Origin of the sequence: Streptomyces sp. NPDC001851 (genome assembly GCF_040297165.1) — a bacterium.
GTDB lineage: Bacteria > Actinomycetota > Actinomycetes > Streptomycetales > Streptomycetaceae > Streptomyces.
This window is the reverse complement of record NZ_JBEOYR010000014.1, coordinates 207,667-228,818: the sequence shown is the minus strand read 5'-3', so window position 1 is coordinate 228,818 and position 21,152 is coordinate 207,667. Positions and strand designations below refer to the sequence as shown.

Below are 21,152 nucleotides of genomic sequence, written 5' to 3'. Positions count from 1 at the left end.
GCGCCGTCGACGGTAGCGGCTGCGTCGGACGGCGGTGACGACGACGATGGTGGCCGCCACACCAAACGCGGCAGCGTCATCAGGATGCCGCCCACCGACCAGCCGACACCCGTGCTTCTCAGTAGCGACGTCTCCTTGTGACGACAGCAGCAACAATTCCGCCGATGAGTACTGCAGCTCCGATGCCCAGTGTGACCCACAGAGTGTTGTTGCCTCCCTTGTCGGAAGAAGCTTCGGCTGACGCTGCGCCCTCCTTTGCCTGCGAGGCGGGGTCCGAGGAAGCAGCGGTGCTAGAAGAGGGCGACGGGGAGGGTGCTGCTGGGAAGTCCGGCAGCGGGTAGACATCGGCCGGTCCCGGATTACCGGGGTTCTGCAGGGCGATGCGTGGCCGGACGATGCCGTAGCCGATGGAGTCGTTGCGCTTGGCGCCGTCCGTGGGGGCGCCGGCGGTGTTGAGCATAACGCGGAGGACCTGGTTGTTGGTCCATGTCGGGTGCTTGGACCAGATGAGGGCGGCGCTGGCGGAGGCGAGGGCGGTGGCGTCGCTGGTGCCGTGGGAGCGGCAGAGGTCCTTGCCGTTCGGGCAGACGTGGTACATCTCGTCGCCGGGGGCGGCGATGTCGATCTGTGGACCGTACTGGGATTCCTTCGTCTTGCGGAGGTCACGGCCTACGGCGCCCACCGCCACCACTCCCGGAGTTCCTGCGGGGTATTCGACTTCCGAGGTGCCGTCATTACCGGATCCGGCAAAGATCAGTGCTCCCTTGTTCAGGGCGTACTTCACGGCGTCGGTGAGCTCGTCAGAGCCTTTGTACGTTCTCATGGAGATGTTGATGACCTGGGCGCCGGAGTCGACGGCGTACCGGATTCCCCGGCTCACTACTTTGCTGAACTCATCGGTGTACCTGTCGGCGTCCAAGCCTCGGTCCGGTACACGGATCGGAAGGATCTTGACCCCCGGCGCGAGACCGAAGGTGCCACTACCGCCGTTCGCCTTGCCGGTGCCCGCGATGAGGAGGCCCATCGTAGTTCCGTGGCCGTTGTAGCTCGTGTGCTCGTCCCCCGCCGACTTCGGCGCCTCGTCCAGGCCGGGAAGCACCTGTCCCTTCAGGTCAGGAATGTTGCCGTCAACGCCCGAGTCGATGACCGCGACTTTGACGCCCTTGCCCGTGCTTGTGCGCCACATCTGGTCGGCCTTCATGGCCGTGAGATACCACTGCTGTTCGCGGATGGTCTCCGCCTGGGCGGGTGCGGCGGTCATGCCCACCAGCAGCAAGCCGACGGCTCCGGAGACAACGCTCCCAAGACGGCCGTTCCTCAACCTGTTGGCAGGCATCCGCTTCCCTCTTGGTTCTCGCGATCAGGCGGTTCTCTTGATTCCGGGCTGCTGTGACTGAGGGCGTCAGTCGGTGGCGGGAGGCGCTGATCGGGGGTCTTTCGGGTGCCCGTTCTTCCGCCGCTCGGCGCGCTTGCGGGTCGGTTCGCTCCGCTCGCCGTTCCGGCGCGAGGCTGACGACCTGGAACCGTTCACCGACGCACCAGGTGTTTCCGTGCTTCCCGACTGGGTCGCGGTGCGCCTGAACGGACCGTCGGCCGAACGCTCCTGCTGCTGTGGGCGACCTCCCACGATGCCCTTCTCGGCAGACGGAAACCTACCTCGCCGCTCGGTCTGGACCGGCACCTGGGCAGGGATCGCTCCTCTGGGACCAGCGCCCATGGTCCGACCGGCGGGCCCACGCCCAGTTGTGCCGGACACGGGCGCCTCGCCGCCCACGACCGTACCCCGCGGCAACCCGCTGGCCGGCTGCCCCGTAGGAGGTACGGTCGGGCGACCACCGACGATGCCCCTGCTGACGGGCGCGCGTCCAGGTGCCTCACCGGTGACCGCTCGCCCAGGCATCGCAGGCGTACGGCCTCCCGTCACTGGCTGCGCCGGGCCCACGGGGCCCCTGGGCGTGGCCGTGCCGCCGGTGGCTGGTCCACGTGTCGGTGCGGGTTCCGAGAGCTCCGGTCGTGGCATGGGCATCGGACGGCCGCCCGCCACCGTACGCCCCGGGCCTCCAGTGACTGGCCCCCGGCTCGGTGTCGGCTCCGAGACCTCCGGTCGTGGCATGGGCATCGGACGGTCGCCCGCCACCGTACGCCCCGGGCCTCCAGGGCTGACTGGCAGGCCGGGGCCGCGGCCTGAGGGCAGCGGAAGAGGGCCCAAAGGCGGCGGCGTTCCGCCTCCAGCCCGGCCCCCTAGCGGCACGTCGACCGGGCCCGGAGCCGTATGTATGGGATGCGCGGTTGGTGCCGGTGGCGAAATCGTCGTTTCGTCGATTTTTGTGCCTACGTGGGCCGGGACCTCAGGCAACGGCTGGTGGACCGTCGCACGGCCGGTACCGCCCCGCACATCGGATGCATGGGCTGCGACAGCTCCGTCCTGATGCACTCCGGGCACCGTCTGTTGCCTTCCCACCGCAGCCGTCGGCGCGGGTGCTGCGCTTCCATATGGGGATGTCCCAGCCCCGTTTCCGCCGCGCGCGACGATTTCGTTTTCGTTGACACTCTGCGACTTTGGCTGAAGCGCCTTCGGCGGCGGAAACTTGGGCCTCTCCAGCACATTTATCTGCGTGGCCGAGTGCGAGTACGCTTCGCCCAGTTTCCGCATCTCCGCCGCGGCCTGCTGACGCACCCTCTCCCTGTGGGTCGCCAATGCCTGCAGCTCGGCCTTGGACTTGGCGCTGACGGTGGAGGCGTCGGGGTCGTTGTGCGCGGCCGTTGCCGCGTCCAGGTTGGTCTGCGCGGTGTGGGTGTCGCGGGGGATCGACACCTGCGCGTTCCCGATCGCCGCGGACGCCTCCCGCAGCCACTTCGCCGCGCCGTCGCTGAAGTCGCCCAGTCGGAGTGTGGCGTTGGCCAGGTCGCCCGCCCATGTACGGAAGGCGTCCGCGCCCTCGCCCTTCCACTCCACCCACTGCGGCCGGACCTTGAGCTCCTCGGCGATCTTGTTGATCTCCTCGGCCGCCTTGGTCAGCCGGTCGGCCGCGGACTGCACCATGCCGGGGTCCGCCTGGTCCAGCCAGGCGAGCATCTGCTCGTGGCTCATGTCCTCGAAAGGGGTGCCCTCACCGCGCGGCATCAGATCGAGCCTCCCGCGTCGCCGCCGTTGCCTGTCTGCGCCGACGGCTGGCTTCCCTTGGCCTCGCCGCCACTACCATGGCCGCTCGCATGATGCGTCTTCTGCGGGAGCGAGGGGTCGTAGCTCCCGCCGTAATGTTCCGTCGTCTCCGTACTGATCGCGGCCATACGGTCACGGATGTCCAGGTCGATGTTCTGGTAGCCCTTGTGCGAGGCCAGCACCGCGATATTCATGCCCTCCATCGAGTCGGAGAGCAGTTTCGACAGGGTCTCCAGATCACTGATGACGGCCTCGTATTTGGTGAACAGGCCGGCCGCCTCTGCCCACTCCGCGCCCCCGCCGCCCAACTGGTGGCGTACGAGTTGCTCCTGCCCGACCTTGCCCGGTCCCGCCGCCGAACCCTTCAGATCGCGGATCAGGTCGTCGACCCGCTTCTGGAACTTCGTGAACGACGACAGCTCTGTGGCCAGGTCGGCGGCGGCGTCCCACGCCTCGTCGAACATGCGGGACACCCACGATGACGGTTGCCCGCCCGCCCCGGCGTCGCTCGGCAGCACAGCATCCTCCCCGCGTGGTCGAAGGCCAAGGCCTCACCAATAACTCTAGCTACGACCAGTGACAGTCCCGACTCGTCTCGTATCGCAAGCGATCAAAATCGGTCGGCGTCAGCCCGGCGTGGCCAGGGGGTTGGCTCGTAGGACTCGGCTCTACTCAACCCTGGGGCGTGGGGCGGCACATGAGTGCTCGTACTCAGATGTGAGAGCCCCGGCTCTCGGAGGCGTAGGCCAGGAAGTCGGTCCACGCCTCCGGCGTGAGGGTGAGTCGGGGGCCTTCGGTGTTCTTTGAGTCGCGGATGTGGATGGTGGTGGGGGTGGGGGCGACTTCGAGGCAGTCGCCGGGTTCGCTGCTGCTGCTGTAGCTGCTCTTGAACCAGTGGAGTTCGGCGGTGCTCATAGTCTCCCCAGTGCTCGCTCGATGAAGGCCTGCGACTCCCTCGGCGTGAGAGCCTGCGCCCGGATCATGCCATAGCGCAGTTCAAGAATGCGGAGATCCTTGGGGTTCGAGACCGGGCGCCCGTTGAACGCGCCGTCGGAACGTCCGATCGCCGTGCCGTCGGCGAACTTCAGCACCTCGATCAGGCCTTGCGATCCACCTCCAAGAGGCGTTCGAGTTGTCGGCGCAGCACCATCTGCCCACCGTAGGGACGTTCGAGCGTCACCTGTTCCTGGACGAAACTGAGCGTGGGGGCAGGCTCCCGCTCCAAGACTGCCTGTCGAGCCACGCGAGCGGTGGTCTCCCGCGCCACAACGTCTTCGACGAGCGCAGGCTGCGTCATCTCAAACAGAGTTCGTGCGTACTCCGGCGTCTGCAACAAGCCATGGATGTTGTGGTTGCTGTACAGCAGCATCTCCACCGCCCGCTCCTCCATCTCCGCCAGCTGCCGGACCTTCTTCGGATAGCGGGCCTTCTTCATGTCCGCCATGAAGGCCCGCAGATGCCCCTGTGCCTTCAGGAAGGTGTCCGCCCTGTCCAGGAACTCCGGCCGGGGAATGCGGGCGCCCCGCTCGATCTTGCGGATCATGTACTCGCCGTACCCCATGGCCTCGGCCAGCTCGGGCACCGTCACGCCGGCCGCCTCCCGGCAGACCTTGAGCAACCGCCCCACCGCCTGCACCACCGGCTCGATCTCGTCGCCCGGCTCGACGTCCCAACCCGCCTCGTCTACACACTCGCCCATGACTCCCCCTCCGACGCGTAATCGCACCCGTACAACGCCTGAGACAGCGGAGACAGCGAGACAAAGCGGGGACAGTCACCGTACGTAGAGGCGTTGTCACTCATCCACGGGAAGCAGGTTCGGCCACGCTGAGTGATGTGAATGGAGAAATGCGCGTCCGGCTGTCTCCCACGCCACGCGGCGCCCGCCTCGCCCGGCTGCTCACCGAACAGCAACTCCGGTCGCGAGAACTGCCGTTGGAGAAGGCAACGTACATCGTCGCCGAGCTCGCCGCGAACGCTGCCACCCACGGGCGCGTACCCGGCCTCGACTTCCAGTTGCTGCTCTACGTCGTCGGCGAGACGCTGCGCATCGAAGTCACCGACACGTGCGGTGACCGTCTGCCTCAGCTTCAACAGCCGGTTGGTGATGGGGAATCGGGGCGCGGACTCGTGCTCGTGGAAGCCCTCGCCGACCGTTGGGGCGTCGCCCATGGGCGACAGGGTTGGAAAGAAACCAGGGTGAAAGGAACCCCGCCAAGCCCCACCCCTCCCGCCCGGCGCTCAAGACCTGCCGCCGGAAAGCATCCGCCGGCCCGGCGCCCTGCTGGCCCACCGCCTCACCGCCCAACTGCCGCCTCCACCGCCGTTCCGCGCACCGGCCACCCCGCCGCCTGTACGGCACCCGCTGCAGACCTGCGACGGCTGCAACCGTGTCTTCCGTGCCCCCGAGCCCGGCCGCTGCATAACTGCCGCCCCCGCATCCCCGTTTCCATGCAGGCCACCTGAACGGCCGCAAGCCACCGACGAAAGGACCCGAAACCACACCATGGTCAGCTCGTCCCATGAGGCGATGCACCGCATCTTCCAGGATCACCCGGGGCTCTTCTCCCGGCTCTCCGAGGTGCTGGGCGTCGACTTCTCTCCACCCACATCCGTCACCGTCCTGCCCAACGATCTCACCGAAACCAGCCCGGTCGAACGACGCGTGGACACCCTCCTGCGACTGGAGACGGAAGACGACGAGCCGTTACTCCTCGCCGTCGAGTCCCAGGGCAAGAAGGACCCGGACAAGCCCGCGAGCTGGGCGTACTACGCCTCGTACCTGCTGACGAAATACCGACTGCAGCCGATGTTGCTGGTCGTCTGCCAGGACCGCGCCACCGCGGAATGGGCCGAGCGGCCGTCTGCTTCGGCCCTCGCCAGTGGCCGCTCCTCACCCTGCGTCCGCTGGTCGCCGGTCCGCACAACGTGCCGTTGATCACCGATCCGGCCGAGGTCCGCAAGGACCTGGCCCTCGCCACGCTGTCCGCGATCACACACGCCAAGAGCCCGGACGTCGGGGCCATACTCAAATCAATGACGACCGTCCTGCAGGACACACCGCAGAGCGTCGTCGGCCCGATCATCGAACTCGTCGCACAAGGCCTGGGCAAGCACCCAGCCGCACAACTGTGGAGGAAACTGGTGGCCGTGGACCTGTCTTTCTACAAGTCGGACCTGGTCGAAGAGATCCGTGAGGAAGCCCGCGCCGAAGCCCGCGTCGAAGGCGAGACACGACGCGCCGCCGAGGACGTCCTGGAAGTCCTGGACGTGCGTGGTATCGACATCTCGGAAGAGGCCCGTGAGCGCATCACCGGCTGCGGCGACCCCGAGGTCCTGCGCCGCTGGCACCGGCGCGCCGTCACCGCCGCCACGGCGGAAGAGATCTTCGCCGAACAGACCGACGGGCCCTCCTCCTGACATCGCGCGGCCCGCGCGGTCAGGTCAAGGATCCCGGCGCATAACGAAGCACGCTGATACACCCGGCGCTAATACGCCCGGCCAGGCGGCTGTGGGCCCCACTGCTGCGGAGGGGCCCACGCTGCGGCGAGCCGACGGCGGTGGCGGCTGCGGCGGACGGCTGTAACGACGATGATGGTCACGGCTGTGGCGAACGCGGTGATGAAGCAGCCGATCGCTGCGGCGATGCCGCCGAACGTGGCACCCACCCGGGGCTTGTCCCCCAGCGCGAACTCGGCCGGCAGCTCCGAGGTGCAGGTGAGCGCGTAGTCGCCGCTGCTGCCGGGCTTCACCTCGAAGACGCGGTCCCAGGTGCGGGACCCGACAGTGATGCGGAAGCTGCTGTCCGGCTGCGTCATCGACCCGGACCGCATCTCCGGGATCCGGCATTCGACGTGCCCCTTCCCGGACTGGGAGACGTAGATCGCCTTGCTCTCCCCCTTCACGAAGCTGAACGTCCGCGAGTCGCCGCTGGAGAAGCTCCGGGCCGTGTCGACCGAGTGCAGCGTGTCCTTCACCGTCACCACGAGGAAGGCGGTACCCGCGCCGACCAGGACGAGAGCCAGCAGCGCGGCCACCAGGTACCAGATGCGCCGCGGCCGCAGATCCTTGGCCGGGATGGCCGGAGGTGGGATCGGCGGGCCGCCGTACGGAGCTCCCCAAGGGTTCTGTATCGCCACGACATCGCATCGTAGGGCAATCACTCGCCGTGGTGGCCAGTGCCTGTCGCCTCACCGCCCCGTTGCCGCAGAGCGGCCCCTGCCCGCCGGCTCTCCAGCGGCCCCAGGTACAACTCCGGCAGCCTGCCCGTGTCGATCAGCAACCGCTGCACCACCACCGTCGGATCCACCATCCAGAACGTCAGCCGGTGCACCCCGGCCGAGCCCACGGTGTGCCGCGTCGACGTGCGGTTCACGTTGTCCGAGGTGTTGCGCGCCCACACCGCGTTCAGGCCCCCGACGTCCGCGCCCGCCGTGATGTCCACCGTGCGGATCGGGCCGTCGTCGAGGGAGATGCCGTAGCTCAGGCCTGCTACGCCCGGAAGAGCCGGGTTACGAGGAGAGACGTACGCCCGCACCGTCACCTCGCCGGGAGAGGACAGCGTCACCGACGTCCCGGCCCCGGTCACCGTCAGCGTGCCACGGCGCCGAGGAACGGACCTCGTAGTCGAACGGCGCGCGGCCCCTGTTGAAGATCTCCACGTACTGCTGCGGGCGGGTCTGGTACGGGCTGAACGGCGGCAAGGACGGCTCCCTGGACGAACCGCCCGGCCGCCACTCCCCCGCGTCCTCCGCCCCGTCCACCGACACGCCCAGCTCGGCTCGCGGGGGCATCTCGATACGCCGTACCGCTGGGAACAGGACATCGGCAGCTGGCGGGCGATCCGCTCCGCACCGGCACAGCGGTCAGGCCGGCTCCCAGCACAGTTCTGCGCGCCACACATACGGCAGCCCTCCACTCCCATTTACTCAGCGGCATGACAAAGAGTGAAGGGAGAGAGTGGTGCGCGGAACGGGTCGTACGCGACGCATACTTTCGAAGGTCGGCGAACGCAGGAGAGGCCCGTACGACCGGAGTCGTACGGGCCTCCCCTTAGGTCAGGCAGTGACCCTCAAGCAAGCGGAACTTACTTGACGATCTTGGTGACCTGGCCGGCGCCCACCGTGCGGCCACCCTCGCGGATGGCGAACTTCAGGCCCTCTTCCATGGCGACCGGCTGGATCAGCTGGACGGACATCTCGGTGTTGTCGCCCGGCATGACCATCTCGGTGCCCTCGGGGAGGGTCACAACGCCCGTCACGTCCGTCGTACGGAAGTAGAACTGCGGACGGTAGTTGTTGAAGAACGGCGTGTGGCGGCCACCCTCGTCCTTGGACAGGATGTAGGCCTGGGCCTCGAACTCGGTGTGCGGGGTGACCGAGCCCGGCTTGATGATGACCTGGCCGCGCTCGACGTCCTCGCGCTTGATGCCACGGAGCAGCAGACCGACGTTCTCACCGGCCTGGCCCTCGTCGAGCAGCTTGCGGAACATCTCGATGCCGGTGACCGTGGTGGTGGTCTTCTCGGTCTTGATGCCGATGATGTCGACGGTCTCGTTGACCTTCAGGACACCACGCTCGATACGGCCGGTGACGACCGTACCGCGACCGGTGATCGTGAAGACGTCCTCGATCGGCATGAGGAACGGCTTGTCGACGTCGCGCTCCGGCTGCGGGATGGCCTCGTCGACGGCGTTCATCAGGTTGAGGACGGAGTCCACCCACTCCTTCTCGCCCTCAAGGGCCTTCAGAGCGGAGACCTTGACGACCGGAACGTCGTCGCCGGGGAACTCGTACTCGGAGAGGAGCTCACGGACCTCGAGCTCGACGAGCTCCAGGATCTCCTCGTCGTCCACCATGTCGGCCTTGTTCAGGGCGACGACGATGTACGGAACGCCGACCTGGCGGGCCAGGAGCACGTGCTCCTTGGTCTGCGGCATCGGGCCGTCGGTGGCGGCGACCACCAGGATCGCGCCGTCCATCTGCGCGGCACCGGTGATCATGTTCTTGATGTAGTCCGCGTGACCCGGGCAGTCGACGTGGGCGTAGTGACGCGCCTCGGTCTGGTACTCGACGTGCGCGATGGAGATGGTGATACCGCGCTGACGCTCCTCGGGCGCCTTGTCGATGTTGTCGAACGGGGTGGCCTCGTTCAGGTCCGGGTACGCGTCGTGCAGCACCTTGGTAATGGCGGCCGTGAGGGTCGTCTTACCGTGGTCGATGTGACCGATGGTGCCGATGTTGACGTGCGGCTTAGTCCGCTCGAACTTCGCCTTCGCCACTGGGGTCCTCCTGTGGAGTGGTTCTGTACGCCTTACTTCATCGGCGCCAGGTGATCTTTGCTGGGAAGCCCGGAACCCGGGGCATTCATCCGGGATTGCGGCTGAATGCCCCTTGAGGCTCCGGAGTCAAGCCTAAAGCGTGTGAACGCGGTGCGTTACTCGCCCTTGGCCTTCGCGATGATCTCCTCGGCGACGTTCCGCGGAACCTCGGCGTAGGAGTCGAACTGCATCGAGTAGCTTGCGCGACCCGACGTCTTGCTGCGGAGGTCGCCGACGTAGCCGAACATCTCCGACAGGGGCACGAGGCCCTTCACGACGCGGGCACCAGCCCGCTCCTCCATGGCCTGGATCTGGCCACGGCGGGAGTTGATGTCGCCGATGACCTCACCCATGTAGTCCTCGGGCGTGGTGACCTCGACGGCCATCATCGGCTCAAGGAGCACGGGCGAAGCCTTGCGCGCGGCCTCCTTGAAGGCCTGCGAACCGGCGATCTTGAAGGCGAGCTCGGAGGAGTCGACCTCGTGGTAGGCACCGTCGTGCAGGATCACGCGGACACCGGTCATCTCGTAACCGGCGAGGATGCCGAACTGCATGGCCTCCTGCGCACCGGCGTCGACCGAAGGGATGTACTCCTTCGGGATACGACCACCGGTCACCTTGTTCACGAACTCGTACGAGGTGTCGCCACCCTCAAGCGGCTCGATGCCGATCTGCACCTTCGCGAACTGACCGGTACCACCGGTCTGCTTCTTGTGGGTGTAGTCGACGCGCTCGACGGCCTTGCGGATCGTCTCGCGGTAGGCCACCTGCGGCTTGCCGACGTTGGCCTCGACCTTGAACTCACGGCGCATACGGTCGACCAGCACCTCGAGGTGCAGCTCGCCCATGCCGCCGATGATGGTCTGGCCGGTCTCCTCGTCCGAGTGGACCTGGAAGGACGGGTCCTCCTCGGCCAGGCGCTGGATCGCGACGCCCAGCTTCTCCTGGTCGCCCTTCGACTTGGGCTCGATGGCGACCTGGATGACCGGCGCCGGGAAGTCCATGGACTCCAGGATGACCGGGTTCTTGTCGTCGGACAGCGTCTCACCGGTGGTGGTCTGCTTCAGGCCCATGACGGCGACGATGTCGCCGGCGCCCACCGACTCGATCTCCTCACGCTTGTTCGCGTGCATGCGGTAGATCTTGCCGATGCGCTCCTTCTTGCCCTTGACCGAGTTCAGCACCGAGGTGCCGGACTCCAGGCGGCCCGAGTAGACCCGGACGAAGGTGAGCTTGCCGAGGTGCGGGTCGCTCATGATCTTGAACGCCAGCGCGGACAGCGGCTCGTCGTCGGACGGCTTGCGCTTGATGACCTCGTCCGCGTCGTTGACCGCGTGGCCCTCGATGGCCTCGATGTCAACGGGGGACGGCAGGTAGCGCACGACCGCGTCGAGCAGGGGCTGCACGCCCTTGTTCTTGAACGCGGTACCGCAGAACACCGGGGTGATGGTGGTGCCGGTGCCCTTGCCGGACGCGATGGTGATACGACGGATCGCGGCGTACAGCTGCTCCTCGGTGGGCTCCTGGCCCTCCAGGAACAGCTCCATGATCTCTTCGTCGTTCTCGGCGACGGCCTCGACCAGCTTGCCGCGCCACTCCTCGGCGGCCTCGGCGTGCGTGTCGGGGATGTCGACGACGTCGTACATCTCGCCCTTGGTGGCCTCGGCGGACCACACGAGCGCCTTCATGCGGACCAGGTCCACGACGCCCTTGAAGTCGGCCTCGGCACCGATCGGGAGCTGCATGACGATCGGCTGGGCGCCCAGGCGGTCGACGATCATGTCGACGCAGCGGTGGAACTCGGCACCGGTCCGGTCGAGCTTGTTGACGAAGCAGATACGCGGAACGCCGTAGCGGTCCGCCTGACGCCACACCGTCTCGGACTGGGGCTCAACGCCGGCGACGCCGTCGAACACCGTCACGGCACCGTCGAGCACGCGCAGGGAGCGCTCCACCTCGACGGTGAAGTCGACGTGACCCGGGGTGTCGATGATGTTGATGGTGTGGTCGACGTTCTCCAGCGGCCAGTGACAGGTGGTGGCAGCAGAGGTGATCGTGATGCCACGCTCCTGCTCCTGCTCCATCCAGTCCATGGTGGCAGCGCCGTCGTGGACCTCACCGATCTTGTAGGACACACCGGTGTAGAACAGGATCCGCTCGGTGGTGGTCGTCTTGCCCGCGTCGATGTGGGCCATGATGCCGATGTTGCGCACCTTGGCCAGGTCAAGCGAAGTGGTAGCCATAAGGCTTCAGTCTTCTCTCGGTCTCGATGTGGACTGCGACTACCAGCGGTAGTGCGCGAAGGCCTTGTTGGACTCGGCCATCTTGTGCGTGTCCTCGCGCTTCTTGACGGCCGCACCGAGGCCGTTCGAAGCGTCGAGAAGCTCGTTGAGCAGACGCTCGGTCATGGTCTTCTCGCGACGGGCGCGGGAGTAACCGACCAGCCAGCGCAGCGCCAGGGTGTTGGCACGGCCGGGCTTGACCTCGACCGGGACCTGATAGGTGGCGCCACCGACACGGCGGGACTTGACCTCAAGGGTCGGCTTGATGTTCTCAAGAGCGCGCTTGAGCGTGATGACCGGGTCGTTGCCGGTCTTCTCGCGCAGGCCCTCCATGGCGCCGTAGACGATGCGCTCGGCGGTGGAGCGCTTGCCGTTCAGCAGCACCTTGTTGATGAGCGACGTGACCAGAGGAGAACCGTAGACCGGGTCGATGATGACCGGGCGCTTCGGGGCGGGGCCCTTACGAGGCATTCTTACTTCTCCTTCTTGGCGCCGTAGCGGGAACGGGCCTGCTTGCGGTTCTTGACACCCTGGGTGTCGAGGGAGCCACGGATGATCTTGTAGCGAACACCCGGCAGGTCCTTCACACGGCCGCCGCGCACGAGCACGATGGAGTGCTCCTGCAGGTTGTGTCCCTCACCCGGAATGTAAGCGGTGACCTCGATCCCGCTGGTCAGACGCACACGCGCGACCTTACGCAGGGCCGAGTTCGGCTTCTTCGGGGTGGTCGTGAACACACGCGTGCAGACGCCACGACGCTGGGGCGAACCCTCAAGTGCGGGCGTCTTGTTCTTCTCGACCTTGTCCTGCCGGCCCTTGCGGACCAGCTGCTGGATCGTAGGCACTACTTCTCCGGTTTCTGTGTGCCGATGGGTACAGCTAACCTGGAACTTCGCCGACCCACGCGGTCGGGTGTGTCGTATCCCGCAGACTCTCGCCGCCAGGCGGAAAGGCGCAGATTACGGTGGCCGGTCACGGCTCGCCATGCGGTTCTGAAGGCACGCACGAGAGCCAGGGCACACCCCAGGCACAAGGTCTGAGCGTACCTACCTCATCCAGCTGGGTCAAAATGAATGGGCCGGGCGCCAAGAACATCCAGGCTAGGATCCACCGCAGATGTCCGGGCAAGGGGCCCGAGAAGGCTGTGATGGGGTTCAGATGGCTGTCGGTAAGGTTCTTCGGTTCGACGGGGTACGGGGCTACGGGTTCATCGCTCCCGAGCACGGCGGGGAGGACGTCTTCCTGCACGCGAACGATCTGCTGATACCGGAGTCCGCGCTGCGGTCCGGGACGTGGGTCGAGTTCGAGATCGAGGAAGGCGAGCGCGGACCCAAGGCGTCTTCCGTCCGGCTCGCCGACAGGGCGCAGCCGCCCGTGACGCCCCCGCCGGCGCGGCTCCAGGTGCCTCCGTCCGTGCAGGCCATCACCGCCCAGCTGGACGACGGTGAAGACCCCACGTGCGATGTGCTGAGCGCCGCGGAGTACAGCTTCGAGGTGACCGAACTGCTGCTGACCTCGGCCCCCTGGATGACCGGGGAACAGATCACACAGCTTCGCCTGCAGCTGGTGCAGCTCAGCAAGAGCCACGGCTGGGTCGAGGGCTGACCCTCTCCCCACCCGCACGAACGCCGAAGGGCGGCCACCCCCCACCGGGAGTGGCCGCCCTTCAACTCATGCTGCCCGCTTACTGGTTGTACGGACCGTAGTCGTAGTCCTCCAGCGGAACGGCCTGGCCGGAGCCGGTGCCGAACGGCGAGTAGTCGATGTCGTCGTAGCCGACGGCCGAGTACATCGCGGCCTTGGCCTCCTCGGTCGGCTCGACCCGGATGTTGCGGTAGCGGGACAGGCCCGTACCGGCCGGGATGAGCTTACCGATGATGACGTTCTCCTTGAGGCCGATGAGGCTGTCGGACTTGGCGTTGATCGCCGCGTCCGTCAGGACTCGGGTCGTCTCCTGGAAGGAGGCGGCCGACAGCCAGGATTCCGTCGCCAGCGAGGCCTTGGTGATACCCATCAGCTGCGGACGACCGGAGGCCGGGTGACCGCCCTCCTGGACCACACGACGGTTCTCGGTCTCGAACTTCGAGCGCTCGACCAGCTCGCCGGGCAGCAGCTCGGCGTCGCCGGACTCGATGATCGTCACGCGGCGCAGCATCTGCCGGATGATGATCTCGATGTGCTTGTCGTGGATCGACACACCCTGCGAGTTGTAGACCTTCTGGACCTCGCCGACCAGGTGGACCTGGACGGCACGCTGGCCCAGGATGCGCAGCACGTCGTGCGGGTTGGTGGCACCCACGGTGAGCTGCTGGCCCACCTCGACGTGCTCGCCCTCGCTGACCAGGACCTTGGCACGCTTCGAGATCGGGTACGCCGTCTCGTCGCTGCCGTCGTCCGGGGTGACGACGATCTTCTTGGTCTTCTCGGTCTCCTCGATCCGGACGCGGCCGGAGGCCTCGGAGATCGGGGCGACACCCTTCGGGGTACGGGCCTCGAAGAGCTCGACGACACGCGGCAGACCCTGGGTGATGTCGTCACCGGCCACACCACCGGTGTGGAAGGTACGCATCGTCAGCTGGGTGCCGGGCTCACCGATGGACTGGGCGGCGATGATGCCGACCGCCTCACCGATGTCGACCAGCTTGCCGGTGGCCAGCGAGCGGCCGTAGCACATCGCGCAGGTGCCGACGGCGGACTCACAGGTCAGGACCGAACGGGTCTTGACCTCCGCGACGCCGTTCCTGACCAGCTCGTCGATGAGCACGTCGCCCAGGTCGGTACCGGCCGGGGCCAGCACCTTGCCGTCGACCACGATGTCCTCGGCGAGGCAGCGCGCGTACACGGACGTCTCGACGTCGTCCGCCTTGCGCAGCACGCCGTCCGCGCCGACCTCCGCGATGTGCAGCTTGAGGCCGCGCTCGGTGCCGCAGTCCTCCTCGCGGATGATGACGTCCTGGGAGACGTCGACCAGACGACGGGTGAGGTAACCCGAGTCGGCGGTACGCAGAGCGGTGTCCGCCAGACCCTTACGGGCACCGTGCGTGGAGATGAAGTACTCCAGCACGGACAGACCCTCACGGAACGACGCCTTGATCGGACGCGGGATCGTCTCGTTCTTCGCGTTCGACACCAGACCACGCATACCGGCAATCTGACGCATCTGCATCATGTTGCCTCGGGCACCCGAGTTCACCATCATGAAGATCGGGTTGGTCTTCGGGAAGTTCTCGTTCATCGCCTCGGCGACCTCGTTGGTCGCCTTGGTCCAGATCGCGATGAGCTCCTGCGTGCGCTCGTCCTTGGTGATCAGACCGCGCTCGTACTGCTTCTGGACCTTCTCGTCCTGCGCCTCGTAGCCGCGGACGATCTCCTTCTTCGCCTCGGGAACGACGACGTCGGAGATGGCGACGGTGACACCGGAACGGGTGGCCCAGTAGAAGCCGGAAGCCTTCAGGTTGTCGAGCGTCGCCGCCACGATGACCTTCGGGTAGCGCTCGGCGAGGTCGTTGACGATCTCGGAGAGCTGCTTCTTGCCGACCTCGTAGTCGACGAACGGGTAGTCCTCGGGCAGCAGCTCGTTGAAGAGCGCGCGGCCCAGCGTGGTGTTCAGCCGGAAGCTGTCACCCTGCTGCCACTCCGGCTCGCCCTCCTCGCGGGCCGGCGGGGTCCAGCCGCGCGGCGGGATGGTGCCCACCGGGAAGCGGATGTCCACGCGCGACTGCAGCGAGAGCTCGCCGGCGTCGAACGCCATGATCGCCTCGGCCACGGACGCGAACGAGCGGCCCTCGCCCTTGACGTCACGCATCTCGCCGTCGGTGGTGAGGAAGAACAGACCGAGGACCATGTCCTGGGTCGGCATCGTCACCGGACGGCCGTCGGCCGGCTTGAGGATGTTGTTCGAGGACAGCATCAGGATGCGGGCCTCGGCCTGCGCCTCCGCGGACAGCGGCAGGTGCACGGCCATCTGGTCACCGTCGAAGTCCGCGTTGAACGCGGTGCAGACGAGCGGGTGGATCTGGATGGCCTTGCCCTCGACCAGCTGCGGCTCGAAGGCCTGGATGCCGAGGCGGTGCAGGGTGGGAGCACGGTTCAGCAGCACCGGGTGCTCGGCGATGACCTCTTCGAGGACGTCGTACACGACCGTACGGCCGCGCTCCACCATGCGCTTGGCGCTCTTGATGTTCTGCGCGTGGTTCAGGTCGACCAGGCGCTTCATCACGAACGGCTTGAAGAGCTCCAGCGCCATGGCCTTGGGCAGACCGCACTGGTGCAGCTTCAGCTGCGGACCGACGACGATGACGGAACGCGCCGAGTAGTCGACACGCTTGCCGAGCAGGTTCTGACGGAAGCGGCCCTGCTTGCCCTTGAGCATGTCGGACAGCGACTTCAGCGGACGGTTGCCGGGGCCCGTGACCGGGCGGCCGCGGCGGCCGTTGTCGAAGAGCGCGTCGACGGCCTCCTGGAGCATGCGCTTCTCGTTGTTCACGATGATCTCGGGCGCACCGAGGTCGAGAAGCCGCTTCAGGCGGTTGTTGCGGTTGATGACACGGCGGTACAGGTCGTTCAGGTCGGAGGTCGCGAAGCGGCCACCGTCCAGCTGCACCATCGGACGCAGGTCCGGCGGGATGACCGGGACGCAGTCCAGGACCATGCCCTTGGGGCTGTTGGACGTCTGCAGGAACGCGGAGACGACCTTCAGCCGCTTGAGGGCACGGGTCTTCTTCTGGCCCTTGCCGGTGCGGATGATCTCGCGGAGACGCTCGGCCTCCTCCTCCAGGTCGAAGGACTCCAGGCGCTTCTGCAGCGCCGCGGCACCCATCGAGCCGTCGAAGTACGTGCCGAAGCGGTCACGCAGCTCGCGGTAGAGCAGCTCGTCGCCCTCAAGGTCCTGGACCTTGAGGTTCTTGAACCGGGTCCACACCTCGTCGAGGCGGTCGATCTCGCGCTGCGCGCGGTCGCGCAGCTGCTTCATCTCGCGCTCGGCACCCTCGCGCACCTTGCGGCGCACGTCGGCCTTGGCGCCCTCGGCCTCCAGCTCGGCCAGGTCGGTCTCAAGCTTCTTGGCGCGGGCCTCCAGGTCGGCGTCCCGGCGGTTCTCGATCTGCTGGCGCTCGACCGAGACATGCGCCTCCAGGGAGGGCAGGTCGCGGGTACGGCGCTCCTCGTCGACGTACGTGATCATGTACGCGGCGAAGTAGATGACCTTCTCGAGGTCCTTCGGCGCCAGGTCCAGCAGGTAGCCGAGGCGTGACGGGACACCCTTGAAGTACCAGATGTGCGTGACGGGCGCGGCCAGCTCGATGTGGCCCATCCGCTCACGGCGCACCTTGGCGCGCGTGACCTCGACGCCACAGCGCTCGCAGATGATGCCCTTGAAGCGGACGCGCTTGTACTTGCCGCAGTAGCACTCCCAGTCCCGGGTCGGACCGAAGATCTTCTCGCAGAAGAGTCCGTCCTTCTCGGGCTTGAGGGTGCGGTAGTTGATGGTCTCGGGCTTCTTGACCTCGCCGTGGCTCCACTGACGGATGTCGTCAGCGGTGGCCAGGCCGATCCGGAGCTCGTCGAAGAAGTTGACGTCGAGCACTATGCGTCAATCCCTCTCAGGGTCGAAAGTCTGTGGTCTGAAACGGGGGCCTGGGGGTCGGCGGGGCCCTTAAGGGTGAGGGCCCCGCCGGACTCCCGTCAGACCTCTTCGACGCTGCTCGGCTCGCGCCGGGACAGGTCGATACCGAGCTCCTCCGCAGCGCGGAAGACGTCCTCGTCGGTGTCGCGCATCTCGATGGACATACCGTCGCTGGACAGCACCTCCACGTTCAGGCAGAGCGACTGCATCTCCTTGATGAGCACCTTGAAGGACTCGGGGATGCCGGGCTCGGGGATGTTCTCGCCCTTGACGATGGCCTCGTAGACCTTCACGCGGCCGGTGACGTCGTCGGACTTGATGGTCAGCAGCTCCTGGAGGGCGTACGCGGCGCCGTAGGCCTCAAGGGCCCACACCTCCATCTCACCGAAGCGCTGGCCACCGAACTGCGCCTTACCACCCAGCGGCTGCTGGGTGATCATCGAGTACGGACCGGTCGAGCGGGCGTGCAGCTTGTCGTCGACCAGGTGGTGCAGCTTCAGGATGTACATGTAGCCGACCGAGATCGGGTCCGGGAACGGCTCACCGCTACGGCCGTCGAACAGCCGCGCCTTGCCGGACGGGAGCACCATGCGCTCGCCGTCGCGGTTCGGGATGGTGTGCTGCAGCAGACCCGCCAGCTCGTCCTCGCGGGCACCGTCGAAGACCGGGGTCGCGACGTTGGTGCGCGGGGCGACCTGGTCGGCGCCGATGGCCTGCAGGCGCTGGGCCCACTCGTCCGCGAGGCCGGAGACGTCCCAGCCGCGGCTGGCGAGCCAGCCGAGGTGGATCTCCAGGACCTGTCCCGGGTTCATTCGGGACGGCACACCCAGCGGGTTGAGGATGATGTCGACCGGAGTTCCGTCCTCAAGGAACGGCATGTCCTCGATCGGCAGGATCTTCGAGATGACACCCTTGTTGCCGTGACGGCCGGCGAGCTTGTCACCGTCGGTGATCTTGCGCTTCTGCGCGACGTAGACGCGGACCAGCTGGTTCACGCCCGGCGGCAGCTCGTCGCCCTCCTCGCGGTCGAAGACGCGCACACCGATGACCTTGCCGGTCTCGCCGTGCGGCACCTTCAGCGAGGTGTCACGGACCTCACGGGCCTTCTCACCGAAGATCGCGCGCAGCAGGCGCTCCTCCGGGGTCAGCTCCGTCTCACCCTTCGGGGTGACCTTGCCGACGAGGATGTCACCGGCGATGACCTCGGCACCGATGCGGATGATGCCGCGCTCGTCGAGGTCGGCGAGGACCTCCTCGGAGACGTTCGGGATGTCCCGGGTGATCTCCTCGGGGCCGAGCTTGGTGTCACGGGCGTCGACCTCGTGCTCCTCGATGTGGATCGAGGAGAGGACGTCGTCCTGCACGAGGCGCTGCGACAGGATGATCGCGTCCTCGTAGTTGTGACCCTCCCACGGCATGAACGCCACGAGCAGGTTCTTGCCGAGGGCCATCTCGCCGTTCTGGGTGGCCGGGCCGTCGGCCAGCACCTGGCCGGTGATGACGCGGTCGCCCTCGTTGACGATGACCTTCTGGTTGACCGAGGTGCCCTGGTTGGACCGGGAGAACTTGGCCAGGCGGTACGTGATGTACGTGCCGTCGTCGTTCGCGGTGGTGATGTAGTCCGCGGAGACCTCCTGGACCACACCGTCCTTCTCGGCCTTGACCACGTCGCCGGCGTCGACCGCGGAGCGGTACTCCATGCCGGTGCCGACGAGCGGCGCCTCGGACTTAATCAGCGGCACGGCCTGACGCATCATGTTCGCGCCCATGAGGGCACGGTTGGCGTCGTCGTGCTCAAGGAAGGGGATCATGGCGGTCGCGACCGACACCATCTGGCGCGGCGAGACGTCCATGTAGTCCACGTCCTCGGGGCCGACGTAGTCGACCTCGCCGCCACGGCGGCGGACCAGCACGCGGGCCTCGGCGAACCGCATCTCGTCGTTCAGCGGGGCGTTGGCCTGCGCGATGACGAAGCGGTCCTCCTCGTCGGCGGTCAGGTAGTCGACCTCGTCGGTGACCTGGCCGTCGACGACCTTGCGGTACGGCGTCTCGATGAAACCGAACGCGTTGACCCGGCCGTAGGAGGCGAGCGAGCCGATCAGACCGATGTTCGGTCCTTCCGGCGTCTCGATCGGGCACATGCGGCCGTAGTGCGAGGGGTGCACGTCACGGACCTCGAAGCCGGCCCGCTCACGGGAGAGACCACCCGGGCCGAGGGCGTTCAGACGACGCTTGTGCGTCAGCCCCGACAGCGGGTTGTTCTGGTCCATGAACTGGGACAGCTGGCTGGTGCCGAAGAACTCCTTGATGGAGGCGACGACCGGCCGGATGTTGATCAGGGTCTGCGGCGTGATCGCCTCGACGTCCTGCGTGGTCATGCGCTCGCGCACGACACGCTCCATACGGGCGAGACCCGTACGGACCTGGTTCTGGATCAGCTCGCCGACGCTGCGGATACGACGGTTGCCGAAGTGGTCGATGTCGTCGGTCTCGACCATGATCGAGCGGCCGGACTCGCCGATCGTCTCGGTCTCGCCGGCGTGCAGCTTCACCAGGTACTTGATGGTGGCGATGATGTCGTCGGTGGTGAGCACACCGGCGTCCAGCGGCTCGTCCGCACCGAGCTTCTTGTTCACCTTGTAGCGGCCGACCTTGGCGAGGTCGTAGCGCTTGGGGTTGAAGTAGAGGTTCTCCAGCAGCGTCTGCGCGGCCTCACGCGTGGGGGGCTCGCCCGGACGCAGCTTGCGGTAGATGTCGAGCAGCGCGTCGTCCTGGCCCTGGGTGTGGTCCTTCTCCAGGGTGGCGCGCATGGACTCGTACTCGCCGAACTCCTCAAGGATCTGCTCGGTCGTCCAGCCGAGCGCCTTGAGCAGCACGGTCACCGACTGCTTGCGCTTGCGGTCGATGCGGACACCGACCATGTCGCGCTTGTCGATCTCCATCTCCAGCCAGGCACCCCGGGACGGGATGATCTTGGCGGAGAAGATGTCCTTGTCGGACGTCTTGTCGATGCTGGAGTCGAAGTAGACACCGGGGGAACGGACCAGCTGAGACACAACGACACGCTCGGTGCCGTTGATGACGAAGGTGCCCTTGTTCGTCATGAGCGGGAAGTCGCCCATGAAGACCGTCTGGGACTTGATCTCACCGGTCTCGTTGTTGGTGAACTCGGCGGTGACGAAGAGCGGGGCGGCGTACGTGAAGTCGCGCTCCTTGCACTCGTCGATGGAGTTCTTCGGCGGCTCGAAGCGGTGGTCCCGGAACGTCAGGGACATCGACCCGGAGAAGTCCTCGATCGGGGAGATCTCCTCGAAGATCTCCTCCAGACCGGACTTGGTGGGGACGTCCTGACCGTTCTCCAGAGCCTCCTCGACCCGACTCTGCCAGGCGGTGTTGCCGAGCAGCCAGTCGAAGCTCTCGGTCTGCAGCGCGAGCAGGTTCGGAACCTCAAGAGGCTCCTTGATCTTTGCAAAGGAGATGCGCAGCGGGGCGGTGCTGGCGCCGTTGTTCGTATTCGCGGTCGAGGCATTGCGCGAGGCGGCCAAGAGGGGGTCCTTCCGAGGGCTCGGACTCACTACGCGCGTACCGGCCCCTCCCCCGTACACAGAGACAGAAACCCCAGGTCAAGGGAGCTTTTGTCATCGATGCTCGGGTGAGGGCAGACCCCTGGTGACGGGCAGGGGACAGCTAACAGGCAGCGCAAAGGGTCAGTGTAGCCACTTGGCACACTGATGTCCAGTGCGGGTTTGTCGAGACCCTCGCTGT

General features: G+C 66.7%; 12 protein-coding genes and 3 pseudogenes. 3 read left to right on the top strand and 12 right to left on the bottom strand.

Annotated features, from left to right (window positions below):
- Positions 1–118: 118 nt before the first annotated feature.
- The 4 genes and pseudogenes from mycP to ABT171_RS22445 form a co-directional block, all read right to left on the bottom strand.
- Entirely contained in the window at positions 119–1,267 is a 1,149-nt protein-coding gene (gene mycP, locus ABT171_RS22460) for a type VII secretion-associated serine protease mycosin (protein ID WP_351246478.1), read from the bottom strand.
- 1,856 nt (positions 1,268–3,123) lie between these two features.
- Positions 3,124–3,627: a DUF2563 family protein gene (locus tag ABT171_RS22455; RefSeq protein ID WP_351246422.1), complete on the bottom strand. Its 504-nt coding sequence runs from the start codon at positions 3,625–3,627 to the stop codon at positions 3,124–3,126.
- A gap of 247 nt (positions 3,628–3,874) precedes the next feature.
- Positions 3,875–4,078: a DUF397 domain-containing protein gene (locus ABT171_RS22450; RefSeq protein ID WP_351246420.1), complete on the bottom strand. Its 204-nt coding sequence runs from the start codon at positions 4,076–4,078 to the stop codon at positions 3,875–3,877.
- A pseudogene (locus tag ABT171_RS22445) lies at positions 4,075–4,862 on the bottom strand (helix-turn-helix domain-containing protein). Before ABT171_RS22445 ends, ABT171_RS22450 begins: the two are co-directional and overlap by 4 nt.
- Positions 4,863–5,011: 149 nt before the next feature.
- Here ABT171_RS22445 and ABT171_RS41935 point away from each other — a divergent pair.
- Positions 5,012–5,629 carry an ATP-binding protein gene (locus ABT171_RS41935; protein ID WP_503076140.1) on the top strand — a complete coding sequence of 206 codons (618 nt, stop codon included), beginning with the start codon at positions 5,012–5,014 and terminating at the stop codon, positions 5,627–5,629.
- A 40-nt stretch (positions 5,630–5,669) separates the two neighbouring features.
- Positions 5,670–6,583: pseudogene (locus ABT171_RS22435) on the top strand (hypothetical protein).
- 68 nt (positions 6,584–6,651) lie between these two features.
- Here the strand turns inward: ABT171_RS22435 and ABT171_RS22430 are convergent.
- The 6 genes and pseudogenes from ABT171_RS22430 to rpsL form a co-directional block, all read right to left on the bottom strand.
- Positions 6,652–7,302 (bottom strand): serine/arginine repetitive matrix protein 2, encoded by a 651-nt coding sequence (locus ABT171_RS22430; RefSeq protein WP_351246418.1) that lies wholly within the window; start codon positions 7,300–7,302, stop codon positions 6,652–6,654.
- A gap of 20 nt (positions 7,303–7,322) precedes the next feature.
- Positions 7,323–8,007, bottom strand: a pseudogene (locus tag ABT171_RS22425) (hypothetical protein); the annotation flags it as partial.
- 242 nt (positions 8,008–8,249) lie between these two features.
- Positions 8,250–9,443 carry an elongation factor Tu gene (gene tuf, locus ABT171_RS22420; RefSeq protein WP_351246416.1) on the bottom strand — a complete coding sequence of 398 codons (1,194 nt, stop codon included), beginning with the start codon at positions 9,441–9,443 and terminating at the stop codon, positions 8,250–8,252.
- A gap of 155 nt (positions 9,444–9,598) precedes the next feature.
- A complete protein-coding gene (gene fusA, locus ABT171_RS22415) occupies positions 9,599–11,725 on the bottom strand; it encodes an elongation factor G (RefSeq protein ID WP_351246414.1) in 2,127 nt (708 codons plus the stop codon).
- Positions 11,726–11,764: 39 nt separating this feature from the next.
- Positions 11,765–12,235 (bottom strand): 30S ribosomal protein S7, encoded by a 471-nt coding sequence (rpsG, locus tag ABT171_RS22410; RefSeq protein ID WP_003998848.1) that lies wholly within the window; start codon positions 12,233–12,235, stop codon positions 11,765–11,767.
- 2 nt (positions 12,236–12,237) lie between these two features.
- Positions 12,238–12,609, bottom strand: a complete 372-nt coding sequence (gene rpsL, locus ABT171_RS22405) for a 30S ribosomal protein S12 (RefSeq protein ID WP_003948652.1) — start codon at positions 12,607–12,609, stop codon at positions 12,238–12,240.
- 313 nt (positions 12,610–12,922) lie between these two features.
- Here rpsL and ABT171_RS22400 point away from each other — a divergent pair, with 313 nt between their 5' ends.
- Entirely contained in the window at positions 12,923–13,369 is a 447-nt protein-coding gene (locus ABT171_RS22400) for a cold-shock protein (protein ID WP_351246411.1), read from the top strand.
- A gap of 79 nt (positions 13,370–13,448) precedes the next feature.
- On the opposite strand, the gene ABT171_RS22395 is transcribed toward ABT171_RS22400, so the two are convergent.
- Together ABT171_RS22395 and rpoB are read right to left on the bottom strand one after the other, a co-directional pair.
- Positions 13,449–17,348 carry a DNA-directed RNA polymerase subunit beta' gene (locus tag ABT171_RS22395; protein WP_351246409.1) on the bottom strand — a complete coding sequence of 1,300 codons (3,900 nt, stop codon included), beginning with the start codon at positions 17,346–17,348 and terminating at the stop codon, positions 13,449–13,451.
- A 98-nt stretch (positions 17,349–17,446) separates the two neighbouring features.
- Entirely contained in the window at positions 17,447–20,932 is a 3,486-nt protein-coding gene (rpoB, locus tag ABT171_RS22390; protein ID WP_351246407.1) for a DNA-directed RNA polymerase subunit beta, read from the bottom strand.
- Between the last annotated feature and the right edge of the window lie 220 nt (positions 20,933–21,152).